Origin of the sequence: Nitrosospira multiformis (genome assembly GCF_900111585.1) — a bacterium.
Lineage (GTDB): Bacteria > Pseudomonadota > Gammaproteobacteria > Burkholderiales > Nitrosomonadaceae > Nitrosospira > Nitrosospira multiformis_B.
In genome coordinates this window covers 89,525-101,556 of record NZ_FOHI01000006.1, presented here as the reverse complement: position 1 = coordinate 101,556, position 12,032 = coordinate 89,525, and the positions used below count along the sequence as shown (strand labels likewise).

Here is a 12,032-nt window from a genome sequence, read left to right as displayed (position 1 = left end):
CTTATTTCCTGATAACACTCCTTTTCAGACCCCTTTTCAGACCCTGGTTGAGCGCCGACTTTATTCCGGGATTTCTTTCGCATGGCTTCTGATTCCCTGGGTTTAAGCCGGCGCCTTTCATCAGATCTGTCTGTGGACTCCCACTTTCATATCATAATTTCACTTTCACGAGTTTTTGAAGGGGACGGCATGGTAAGTTTTAACATGAGGTCCAAGATAAATCCGCGAATATATTCTGACCAGGGAGAGACCGACGATGATGAAACTCAGTGCGAGAATAAATGCAAATACGACCTGGTCTGTGTGAATATGGGTGAAGATCAGGTCTATTCCCAAGAATGATGGGGTAATAGGAAAACCCATCAAGCCCAGACACGCAAGCAGGAAAATGAAAGCCTGGGTAGGGTATTCATAGACATGACCCTGACCCTGAGGTTCCTTCAGATCCACCTTCCGCTCGAGTGACTTCAGTTGTGCTAGACACGCATATCCCACAAGACCTGAAAGGAGGATGCCACTTATATAAATAACGATCTCCCGGGTCGTCACTTCGTCGTAAAACGAGATGGCGAGCGCGATCCAGAGATGATTCATGATGACGAAGTACCAGCTCAACTGGGGACTCATTCTTTCCGAGAAAGACTTCAGCACGACGATCAGGGCGATGAAGGCAAATAGTGTCGGCAGGAATTGCTGGACCCCCACCGGTAAAGACTGCTCGTAGTACAGGCAGGCGAGGCCGACGAGGAAAAGTGTGGTAGCGATAACGAAACCGCCAGTTCCGGATAACACCAGGTTCAGCTTCCTGCCGATCCATTTCACGGGATCCCAGAAGAAGAAATACATGAAGGAATCGAGATTGAACTCCTTCACGCTCAGCATATAGGCCGCATACTCGATTTGCTTGGATGTGGAGTGCTTGTCGATGTATTCCCTTGGAACAAAGTTGTAGAACTGATCGCGGAGCAGGAAGGTCACGGCCGATGGCGAAACCAGAAGCTGATACGTCCGCAAGAATGCATTTCCTGCCAAATGGATCAAGGCAAGATCATAAAACCCTAACGCCACTTCCACGAAAATGATGCCGATCTGCGCCACCGAAGAGTAGGCAATCTGCGTCTTGATCGAGGACTGTACGCGTGAAATAAGGGTCGCGACTACGGCGGTCGCCACGCCAAGAAGAATGACAGGCACTACCACAACGAGCTGATTTTCCCAGAATGGGAACGTTCTCAGCAAAAGGAAGACGCCCAGATGAACCGAGAGCGATCCGTAAAAGATTGCACTCGACGGGGTCGGACCCTCCAGTGCTCTGGGCACCCAGGAAGAGAACGGGAGCTGACCCGATTTCACAGCGGCCGCCAGCAGGAGCATCAACCCGATCAAAATCCCCAATGTCGTGTTGCCCTCAAGAGTCTGTGCAACCAGTTCCGGATGCATGAGCTTGGAGAAGGTGATGTTTTCGTGCCACAGATGATGACTCATCCAGATGACCAGAATCAAACCCATATCCGCCACGCGAAACACCGTGAATACCTTGAGCGCATTTTTTACCGGCAGATACCGCTCCCTGTAGAACCCGATCAGGAGGAAGGACGTGATTCCCAGAACTTCCCAACCGATGAAGAGCGTCTCGAAATTACCGGAGAAAATGATGATGTTGTAGCCGATGAAAAAGAACAGGATGGTGTTGAAAAACCGCTTATAGCCCCTTTCACGATGAAGGTACCATCTGGAGTAGACGGTAACCAGAAAGCAGAGGAAGGAACCGACGAATAGATAAACCGCGGTAATTTTGTCGAAATAGAATGAAATGAAAAACTTGTAACTTTCCGTGTTATACAGGATAAGCTCAATTGTCTCGAGCGTCGGGTATCCGCCGAACAGCCAGAGGACCAGGAATATCCAGGCCAAAACCATGTGCGAACCGACAGTGGAGTAGGCTATCCAGGAAATGGCATCCTCATTCTTTTTCGGCACGAGCATGGTGAGCGCAAACCCGATCAACGGGATGATTATGAATAACCCAAGCAGCGAGGTTAGCAGCGGCATCGTCATTTTTTCACTCTCTCCTTCTTCTCGATAAAGTAGACAGGTAAATTCTCTTGAACCGCATCCAGGGTTTCGATCGATTCCGCTTTCTTAGCCCGTTCCATCAATGCGCTCAGATCCGATACGGTTTCCAGATCGTTTAACAGGGGCTTGTAAATCTTCGAGAAACTACCGTCCTTGTACAACCAAAGCTCACCGGTGTCCGGATGCACGACCACGCAGTGCACCCAGTAGTTTTCATAAAACGAATAGTTTGCCGTCTGCGACTTGATCACCTTCAATGCCACATCGGGATAATGTTCGATGATGACTAGGAGACGGACGGGATCGTGGATCTCGATCATCTGGCTGGGAAGCCCTGTCCTCAAATCGCCATCCGCGCCGTTGGCCACCCCGATCAGACCCATGACGTTGTGCGGCAGTTTCGTTCCGGCACCCATTTTGTGATTGTCGGTCCGGGAGAAAAAATACTCGAGGTCGATACCGCCCATAACCAACGCAATGGGGCCCATGGACATGGTGAGGAACTTACCTTCAGGATCAGTGCGGTAGTCATAGGTGCTCGTGGACGCCCGCCTGTCCAGGAAGAGGTTTTCCGTAATACTCCGTCTGCCGATAATACTTACCGCATTGGTCGCATGATTGAGCTCCGGCCGGGGTTCGAACAGCGAAACGGATCTCCTGCGAATTTCCTCGTGAATCTCCTTGGGACTCATTTTGGTATCAATGGATACCAATCTTCTGGACCGCTCCTTCGCGTGGAGATCGAGCGCTTCATTGATGACGAGCGTATTCCTCCTGTGTTTTCCGGCGTTTTCCTCGGAGAGAATCTCTTCATCGAAGAAGGCAACTTCGTCACGCGTGGTGTCGTGCAGCCCCGGGAGGAACTGGGTAGTGGGTGGAATAACGACGCCCCGCTCTTTGAGTGCTTCCCTTACCTTGGGATGGTTGGCCATGTAACAGAACGTCCTGGCATTCACCGATCCGGGCCGGCCGCCGCATGCGCCACAGTCATAGGCGGTATAGTGAGGATTGTTTACGCTGGACGCGCCGTGCCCAATCATGTAAACGATGGGAGCAAAGGTTTTATCTACCCCGTTTAACCCCGTGCTGGTCAGGACACCCTGAACGCGCTGGACCATCTCGTCAATCGTAAACCCGATCTGCAAACCGTTTTCCTTGTCGTTCGGGTCCTTGTTTTCGATGGTTAGCCGCGCGTTCTTGTCCACGTGGGAATAAGATGAGGCCATGGCAGGCATCGCGCCCGGCTTGAATACATTCAAGGCCAATCTCAGGGCCGACACGAACCCGATGGTTTGGGAAATAAACCAGCCCTGGAAAAGCGAATGGGTGAGCTTGGAAAAATGTACTTCCTTCTTTATCTTCTGCTTGTTACCGATTTCCTTGACGAGGAATTTGGGGAAGACCGGCGCGGGACAGCATTTCGTGTAAAACTTGCCGTTCTCGGGTTGATAATACAGTTCGACGTTAAAAAATCCGGCGGTGGTAAACGTTTCGCAATCCGGATCCAGTTGCTCGAGGTACCGGCGGAACGATGTCAACCGGTCATCGATGCAGAAGTACGTCTGGAAACTTCTGTTTTCGATCTTTCTTTCCCAGGTCTTGTCCTGCAAAGCTATTCCAGTCAGCACCTGGTCGTAGTACGTCCACTCAAAAGCATCGTGCCAAAGGGAAAAAACCGTATCGACCTCAGTCTCGGGCACATCGTCGAACAACGGTTCAGGCCGCTCTTCCAGAATGCGGGCAATGGGTTGCCAACTTTCTCCGAAATAGGAATCGAGCGCGTCAATCTCAAGCAGAAGCTCGAAGACAACCAGGTCATGAACGGTAATGTTCTTCGGGTTCAGGAGAGAGGCGGGCTGGGCCTCGACGGAAGCTACCATGCCCGACCAACCCGGGTGCGCAAACTGCTGGTCAAACAGATACTGCGCATAGAGGGTTTCATCCCCCACCAGGAGCTTCAGCAGATCCTCCATCTTGCAGTTTCCAGACACCAAAAGCTTTTTAGCTCTCTTTGTCTTGAAGAAACTGGCGAAGCTTTTTTCTTCCATTTCCTTCATGGCCGCAAGAAAACCCTTGTGCCCTATTGGGAAACCCCATATTGAAATTCCCTGATCGAGGTAGCTGCACAGGATTCTGAACAGAAGCGGGTGAACCATCAGATCCAGGTCAATAGGATAATGACGCTTCCAGTTCGCCCTCAGTTTGCCTATTCGGGGGGAAACGGAGTCGTCATATTCCTTCTCAAGCAGCCGCTGCATCCAATCCTCAAGATACTGTGCGCCCTTCTGCTCGGAGATGACCCGCTCAAGAATATCCTTGCGGATACGCCCGGCTTCATACAGGTCTCTATATTCACGAAGTTGAAGAGAGGGAAAATATCCGAATATTTTTTTTGCGCGACGCGTTCCCTCATGGAAGGGATAGTTCTGGAATGCGTGTAATGTATTATGATGAATAAAATCTTTCAGCGGAGCCTGCGAGGGCAGATAGTGCTGCAGGTCATGGATCACTTCCTCTTCATTGAAGGAAGAAACGGAGACTTCCTGCGCCTGGACTCCAGTCCGCTCCGCGTGCAGCGGACTGACATCCGCTCGTTTATCCGAGTTAGTCGGTGCGCTTACCGCGGCGGCACCGGAAGCTGCAAACTGTTTTGGAGAATCCTTCACCAACTCGATCCTCTTTCCCTCTTTCTGAATATTTTCATCTTTGTCTATTGCTGCTGGCATAATTTTTACTCCTCTTCTTCGTAACGCCTTCTGACCTGTTGATAGGATTCCCTTTAACTAAAATAAACTCGATTCATTGACTTAAAATAACAGAGGAATTTACTCAGGTATTTACTCAGATATCAAATTAACACACGCCCTGTGAAGAATTCGTGAAGATAAATACCCTGATAAACAGAGTTTAAACGAGCACCCTTACCGGGTGAGGCAGGCATCCCGGCGGTCCGATCACTAAAAAGTGGCGTCTTCAGGAAGGAGAAAGTGGTGGAAATAGTCCGCAAAGCGCGGATTTTGCAGAAGATCGAATAGCGAGAACTGTAGAGCTTCCGCTATGTCGGGCAGTCAGGGGAAACCTGCGGGGAAATGCTTCTCTCCAGGAAAAATGAGGGTCAGGGAAATACAATATGGAAGGTCGCACCTTGTCCCGGCATGCTTTCGACTTCTATGCTCCATCCATAGTAGTCGCAGATGCGCTTGACGATGGCAAGCCCTATGCCCAGACCTTCACCTTGCGTTGAACCGCGGAAGAAGCGTTCATACAGGAGGGGTAGATAGGAAGGCTCAATACCTATACCGGAATCGGAAATCGAAAGACGGTTGCCTTTGAAATTTACCCGTATGAAACCGCTATTGGTATATTGCACCGCATTGCGCAGCAGATTCACAAGAGCCGTGTGAATCGCCTGCCGATTCAGCGTCAGCATGGCTTTCGGTTCCACCGTGACTTCGAATGTAAGATGCTTTCGATAGATCTCCCCGCATATCGATTCTGCCGCATCGTAGACACACTCGGCCAGGTCCACGGGTTCCATTACCCCGAGCGACTGCTCGCGCGCAAGAAATAACAGGGCTTGCAACTGCTCGCCCATCCGGGTTGCGGCGCTTTCGATCATGCCGATCCGCATGCGCGCTCTTTCCGAGAAATTCGGTTCCGCGACCAGCAGCTCACAGCTTGTCAGGATAGTTGTAATCGGTGTGCGCAGCTCATGGCTTATATTGGCGGTAAACTCCTGTTCCCTGCGCAGCATGCGGGTTATGCGGCTTTGATAGTCATCCAGCGCGCGCGCGAGCTGCGCCACTTCCTCATCCTGCCCGGGCTGGGTAAGCGTTTCCCCCTGGATGTCACCCGGCGCGAGATGCCTCACCTGCTCGGCGAGATCAGTCACCTGCTTGACCAGCACTCCGGCCAGCAGATATCCCACCACGACTGCGACACCTACGACGGAAATGAGCGACAGGACGATGAGCAGTTTCAATTCCCGTTGCCGCGCTTCGTGCAGACCTATTTCATAGGCGACAAGAAACTTGACTCCGTCCACGTGATGCACCGCGACCCGGACTTCCTCCGGGCCGCGAAAAACCTTGTGCCGCCTGTAACTCAGTCCCTGCAGATAGGAAGGAAGGCGAGATTCTTCGGAGGGATCGTGGATGATGTATTTTTCGAGATTGGAACCTTCCTGCGGCACGAAGTCCGCATGCTCGCGATAGCGCTGGAGCAGGTAATCCATCTCGGTTTCGATGATCTGCTCGATATGAGCTTCTTCGATGTCATCGGAAGCGATATACAGGCTGACACCCAGCGTTCCGACAACGACAATACAGAATATCGCAAACGCGAGTGCAACACGAAGGCGAAGCCCACGCCTAATTACGGGCACGCGTGGAAAGCCGATAGCCGAGACCGTGAACGGTTTCGATTGGATCATAGCCACCCGCGCGCGTCAGTGCGCGGCGAAGCTCGTGCATGTGACTTCGGAGAGTATCGCTGGTTTCCTGCACATCCCCCCATACTTCCGATTCGAGCTCCCTGCGGCTGAAAACGCGGCCAGGCTCGCTCATGATGACTGCAAGCAAGCCAATGCATTTCGGCGGCAATTTGACGTTCGCGCCCGCGAAGCGGATTGTGAGGGTTTTCGGATCGAAGGAAAGATCCTCCGTTTCCAGCGTTCGACTGGTTACCTTGCCCTTTCGACGTTTGTGCATGGCAACCAGTCGCGCTTCAACTTCTTTCAAGGCGAAGGGTTTGACCAGATAGTCATCCGCCCCACAATCGAAACCTTTCAGCTTGTCTTCCAGCGTGTCGCGCGCCGTCAGCATCAGGACCGGAGTATCGAGATGCGCTTCCTGACGAAGCTTCCGGCACAGTGTTATACCATCCGCACCCGGTAATCCCAGATCGAGCAAAATGCCATCAAACTGCTGTGTAACCGCAAGATGCAACCCTGTAATCCCATCAGCCGCCGCATCGACACTGTGACCGCGAGCTTCGAGAAAGTCGTATAGATTACTGGCTATTGCCCGATCATCTTCAATAATAAGTATGCGCACGTGAAGAGTTCCAAACAATCAGACCTGCAGAAATATCAAAATATCATGTAGATTCGAAGTGAAAAAATTCTGTTTATCCGCTAGCTGCCGAAACTGCTGTTTCCCTCGGCATCCGCACGATGAAATCTCCGGCTGAGGCTGTGAACTGCTTCGACCAGCGTAAGCGCATTTTCGGGCGGCGTAAACTGCGATATGCCATGTCCCAGGTTGAAGATGTGCCCACTGCCTTCGCCAAAACTCGCAAGAATTTGCTCCACTTCGGCAGCAATTACCCCCGGTTCAGCGAATAACACGGCAGGATCAAGGTTGCCCTGCAAAGCGACTTTGTGGCCCACGCGCTGCCGGGCCTCTCCGATATTCACGGTCCAGTCCAGTCCCACTGCATCACACCCGCTGTCCGCGATACTCTCGAGCCATAGCCCCCCGCCCTTGGTAAAAACAATGCTCGGAATACGCTCAGCCCCCTGATACCGCCTCAACCCGGCCAGTATCTGGGTCATGTAGCGCAGCGAAAATTGCTGATAAGCGGCGTGGGAAAGCGCTCCACCCCACGTATCAAAAATCATTACTGCCTGCGCGCCGGACTCGATTTGAGCGTTCAGATAAGCGGTGACAGCCTGCGCATTGATATCGAGAATGTGATGCAGCAAATCAGGGCGGCGGTACAGCATGGTTTTTATTTGCCGGAAATCAGTCCCGCCGGCCCCTTCCACCATATAGCAGGCAAGCGTAAACGGACTGCCGGAGAACCCGATCAGTGGAACCCGATTATCCAGAGTCTTGCGTATCTGCGAAACCGCGTCCATGACGTAGCGCAAATGAACAGCAGGATCTGGGACGGTAAGGGCCCGGATCTCCCACTCTTCGCGCAAGGGGCGCTCGAACCTGGGGCCCTCTCCTTCCGCAAAATATAGTCCCAATCCCATCGCATCAGGAATCGTCAGAATATCCGAAAACAGGATGGCCGCATCCAAAGGAAATCGCGCGAGAGGTTGCATTGTAACTTCGGTGGCGAAGTCAGGATTCTTGCAGAGCGCGAGAAAATTGCCCGCACGAGCCCTCGTCTGATTATATTCGGAGAGATAACGCCCTGCCTGCCGCATGAGCCAAACCGGCGTGTATTCAGTGGGTTGCCTCAGCAGGGCCCTGAGCAGGGTATCGTTCTTCAATCTTGTCATTCAGACCCGATCAATCGCAAAAATCAGTAAAAGCCGGATGCTCAAACTACCTGTAGAGCTACCAGTGGAAATGTATGCCTTGGAGACTGCCAAGTCCCCGGAACCGTTAGGCCCCCTTCAACCCTTCATCTTACCATGAATGGCCAACGAGGCACACGTCATTCGCGAAAAGGTCAACAATGGGAATGATCTGTCAGCTTTCCTCGACAACGAAAAGACGCCGGTATTCACGGATGGCATAACGATCTGTCATGCCCGCGATATAGTCGGCAATGGCCTGATGCTTGTCCTGCTGATATCTGGACTGGAATTCCGGAGGCAGCAACCGGATATCCGAATCGAATGCGTCAAAGAGCTGGCGGATGATGTGCCGTGCCTTTGCGCTCATGCGCGATACCTTGTAGTGCCGGTAAAGATGCTCCCGCAGAAACTTTTTGAGCTCCTGTTGCTCCTGCGCGATTTCCCTGCTGAATCCGATCAGCGGCGGAGCAGTCCGGATTTGGTCCAGCGTGGCGGGACGCGCCTGCTCGATATTCACTGCGCTTTGTCTGATCAAATCTCCCGCCAGCGTATTGATCATCCGCCGCACGGTTTCATGGACCAGCCGCCTGCCGGAGATTTTCGGGTATTGCTGTCTGGCCATTGCCAGATGACGCACAAATATGCCAACTTCCTCAAGTTGCTGCTGCGTGACGAGACCGGATCTCAAGCCATCGTCCACGTCATGATTGTTGTAAGCAATCTCGTCAGCGAGATTGGCGACTTGCGCTTCCAGCGAAGGCCGACGATTCGTGAGGAAGCGCTCACCAACGTCCCCCAGCTCCAGCGCATTTTTCTTTGAACAATGCTTGAGAATGCCTTCGCGGGTTTCAAAGCACAGATTCAACCCGTCGAATGCGCCATAGTGCTCTTCCAGCACATCCACCACCCGCAGGGATTGCAGATTATGCTCAAAGCCGCCATATTCCTTCATGCACTCGTTCAGCGCGTCCTGCCCGGCATGACCGAAGGCGGTATGGCCGAGATCATGCGCCAGCGCGATAGCCTCAACCAGATCCTCGTTCAGGCGCAAATTCCGGGCTACGGAGCGGCCGATCTGCGCCACTTCGAGACTGTGCGTCAAGCGCGTGCGGAACAAGTCCCCTTCATGATTGACGAAAACCTGGGTCTTGTACTCAAGCCTGCGAAAAGCGGTGGAATGAATGATGCGATCGCGATCGCGCTGAAAAGGCGTGCGACCGGGAGAGGGTTCTTCCGCAATGCGGCGACCGCGGGAATTGGCAGGCGATACCGCATAGGATGCCAGCTCATGCATCAGCCGTACATTCCGTCAGAACTTCGGTCAGTATCGCGGCCGGCACATCCGCATGCACCGCCGCCCGCCCAATATTCTCGAGCAGTATGAAACGCATTTTCCCGCCTTGTACTTTCTTGTCCAGTCCCATCAGACGCAAATATTTTTCCGGACCCAGATTCGGAGCAATCACCGGCAGCCCGGCCTTCACATAGAGATTCCGGATTCGCTCCACCTCCCCCTCATCTATCATACCCATACGTCGTGATACCTCGGCTGCCAGCATCGTTCCCGCAGCCACTGCTTCCCCGTGAAGCCAGTTGCCGTAACCCATGGCATTCTCGATTGCATGTCCAAAAGTATGTCCCAGGTTCAACAAGGCACGCATGCCGCTCTCGCGCTCGTCTGCCTCCACAACTTCGGCTTTATGCTGACAACTCCTTTCTATTGCTTCTATAAGCATCGAATTGTCACGTTCCAGCAGGGCATCAACATGAGATTCAAGCCAGTCAAAGAATGCCGGATCGCGAATAAGGCCATACTTGATGACCTCGGCTATGCCGGCGCGCAGTTCCCTATCGGGCAATGTATCGAGCGTGGACGTATCCGCCATGACCGCCTGGGGTTGATAAAACGCCCCGATCATGTTTTTGCCCAGCGGATGGTTGATCCCGGTCTTACCGCCAACTGAGGAATCGACTTGCGCCAGAAGTGTGGTGGGTACCTGAATGAACGGCACACCTCGTAAATAGGTGGCGGCGGCGAAACCGGCCAGGTCTCCCACAACTCCTCCGCCAAGGGCGATGACGGGTGTATTGCGTTCGCAGCGATGGGTCAGGAGAGCATCGAAAATGAGGTTGAGAGTTTCCCAGTTCTTGTATTCCTCACCGTCCGGAAGAACGATTGGAACTGAAACTATCCCGTGAACTGAAAGATCCGCACGAAATTTGTCGAGATATAAAGGCCCCACCGTAGTATTTGTGACAATGGCCACCCGCTTCTGGCCGAGGTAATCCAGGATGAGTTCGGGCTGAGCCAGGATGTTTGCACCGATATGGATCGGATAACCGCGTTGGGCTGGCGTGGAGACAAGATTAACAGTGACTGTTTGCATTATTGTGAAGGGAAAGGAGGCGCGATCTGCCCGAACGCTTCGATAAACAGCGTCCAAGCGGTTCTTTTGGATAACCCTGGCAATTATCCCTACGCTTAGCTCACCATGGTTTCACCACCACGAGTATCACGACAGCGATCAAGATAAGTACCGGTACTTCATTGAACCAGCGGTAATAAACATGGCCATGCCGATTGCGGTCACGTTTGAAATCGGCCAGTAGCCTGCCGCAGTATCCGTGATATGCAATCAGCAATACCACCAGAGCGAGCTTCGCATGCAGCCAGGCTCCCGTAATGCCATAGCCCAGCCAGAGCCACAGGCCCAGGACGACCGCCAGCACCGCGCTGGGGGTCATGATCCCATAATAGAGCTTTCTTTCCATGATTTTGAACCGCTCCATGCCTGCGGAATCCGTAGTCATGGCGTGATAGACAAAGAGCCGCGGCAAATAAAATAGCCCGGCGAACCAGGCTACCACGAAGACGATATGAAAAGATTTTACCCAGAGCATATGCTTTTCGAATGGAAACAGCCCATGCGTTCAGTTGCTGTGAACTGAGCGCCGTACAAAAAGCATACTATATACTGAAATATACTGAAGCGGACGACAGGTCGCTAACGCGGTGCCAGGAACATGAACACCGCGAAAGACTCGAGAAGTGGAAAAGCTTCCTTCCGTGGAAGGTTGATTACAGTGGCATCAGGCCGAAGCTGGGTTCGTGATGCGTATCGGAGCATGTCGCCGCGGATATCAGACCGCAACAACTTCCAGATCAGGCTCTATCGACCTCAGCATGTTCTGGATGCCCCGCAATGTTCCGGTAATCGAACTCGGACAGGTGCCGCAAGCGCCTTGGTAGTGAACACTCAGCCGGTTGCCTTCAAGGCCAAGCACATGGAGATCGCCTCCATCATTCTGGAGATAGGGGCGGATCTCCTCATCGAGTATCTCATTGATCAGCTTGAGCCGTTGCTGGTCCTCAGGACTTAAATTTGCAATTTCCGCACTTGCGGCTGCAACTGTAGCGGCTGTCTGGGTATCTGCCGCCGGCGCGGCACGAATAGGATCTGCTACTTCGCGCGCCAGGTCTTGCCAGTCAGCCGCGCCATCCTGGGTTACCGTGATCCACCGATCCACATAAAACACATTGGTGACATGATCGATGTCAAACAGCGCTTCGGCAAGCGGATCACCTTTCGCCTGCTCGGCATTATCATACGAACGTGTTACCCCCCAGGTCAGCGGCTCCTTGAGGATGAATTTCAACGCATTTCGATTGGGGGTTCCCTCTATTTCAACTATCTTCGGCATT

Annotated in this window: 9 protein-coding genes; all 9 read right to left on the bottom strand. The window is 52.7% G+C overall.

Annotated elements, in window-relative coordinates; translation table 11 throughout:
- Positions 1 to 165: 165 nt before the first annotated feature.
- Entirely contained in the window at positions 166 to 2,058 is a 1,893-nt protein-coding gene (locus BMW46_RS10380) for a proton-conducting transporter transmembrane domain-containing protein (RefSeq protein WP_074708197.1), read from the bottom strand.
- Positions 2,055 to 4,802 (bottom strand): YbcC family protein, encoded by a 2,748-nt coding sequence (locus tag BMW46_RS10375; protein ID WP_074708194.1) that lies wholly within the window; start codon positions 4,800 to 4,802, stop codon positions 2,055 to 2,057. Before BMW46_RS10375 ends, BMW46_RS10380 begins: the two co-directional genes overlap by 4 nt.
- Before the next feature lie 389 nt (positions 4,803 to 5,191).
- Positions 5,192 to 6,508: a sensor histidine kinase gene (locus tag BMW46_RS10370; protein WP_256377037.1), complete on the bottom strand. Its 1,317-nt coding sequence runs from the start codon at positions 6,506 to 6,508 to the stop codon at positions 5,192 to 5,194.
- A complete protein-coding gene (locus BMW46_RS10365; RefSeq protein ID WP_041352815.1) occupies positions 6,447 to 7,130 on the bottom strand; it encodes a response regulator transcription factor in 684 nt (227 codons plus the stop codon). Before BMW46_RS10365 ends, BMW46_RS10370 begins: the two co-directional genes overlap by 62 nt.
- Before the next feature lie 80 nt (positions 7,131 to 7,210).
- A complete protein-coding gene (gene hemE, locus BMW46_RS10360; RefSeq protein ID WP_074708187.1) occupies positions 7,211 to 8,308 on the bottom strand; it encodes a uroporphyrinogen decarboxylase in 1,098 nt (365 codons plus the stop codon).
- Between the two features lie 193 nt (positions 8,309 to 8,501).
- A complete protein-coding gene (locus BMW46_RS10355) occupies positions 8,502 to 9,623 on the bottom strand; it encodes a deoxyguanosinetriphosphate triphosphohydrolase (protein ID WP_074708185.1) in 1,122 nt (373 codons plus the stop codon).
- Positions 9,616 to 10,716 carry a 3-dehydroquinate synthase gene (gene aroB / locus BMW46_RS10350; protein WP_074708182.1) on the bottom strand — a complete coding sequence of 367 codons (1,101 nt, stop codon included), beginning with the start codon at positions 10,714 to 10,716 and terminating at the stop codon, positions 9,616 to 9,618. Before aroB ends, BMW46_RS10355 begins: the two co-directional genes overlap by 8 nt.
- Positions 10,717 to 10,816: 100 nt before the next feature.
- Positions 10,817 to 11,230, bottom strand: a complete 414-nt coding sequence (gene hemJ / locus BMW46_RS10345; protein ID WP_074708180.1) for a protoporphyrinogen oxidase HemJ — start codon at positions 11,228 to 11,230, stop codon at positions 10,817 to 10,819.
- 240 nt (positions 11,231 to 11,470) lie between these two features.
- A complete protein-coding gene (locus BMW46_RS10335) occupies positions 11,471 to 12,031 on the bottom strand; it encodes a NifU family protein (protein WP_074708175.1) in 561 nt (186 codons plus the stop codon).
- Position 12,032 lies beyond the last annotated feature (1 nt).

What these genes read in the sequence shown, in the direction of transcription:
- BMW46_RS10380 (WP_074708197.1), bottom strand. Translation starts at nt 2,058, where the DNA reads ATGACGATGCCGCTGCTAACCTCGCTGCTTGGGTTATTCATAATCATC.
- BMW46_RS10375 (WP_074708194.1), bottom strand. Translation starts at nt 4,802, where the DNA reads ATGCCAGCAGCAATAGACAAAGATGAAAATATTCAGAAAGAGGGAAAG.
- BMW46_RS10370 (WP_256377037.1), bottom strand. Translation starts at nt 6,508, where the DNA reads ATGATCCAATCGAAACCGTTCACGGTCTCGGCTATCGGCTTTCCACGC.
- hemE (WP_074708187.1), bottom strand. Translation starts at nt 8,308, where the DNA reads ATGACAAGATTGAAGAACGATACCCTGCTCAGGGCCCTGCTGAGGCAA.
- BMW46_RS10355 (WP_074708185.1), bottom strand. Translation starts at nt 9,623, where the DNA reads ATGCATGAGCTGGCATCCTATGCGGTATCGCCTGCCAATTCCCGCGGT.
- aroB (WP_074708182.1), bottom strand. Translation starts at nt 10,716, where the DNA reads ATGCAAACAGTCACTGTTAATCTTGTCTCCACGCCAGCCCAACGCGGT.
- hemJ (WP_074708180.1), bottom strand. Translation starts at nt 11,230, where the DNA reads ATGCTCTGGGTAAAATCTTTTCATATCGTCTTCGTGGTAGCCTGGTTC.
- BMW46_RS10335 (WP_074708175.1), bottom strand. Translation starts at nt 12,031, where the DNA reads ATGCCGAAGATAGTTGAAATAGAGGGAACCCCCAATCGAAATGCGTTG.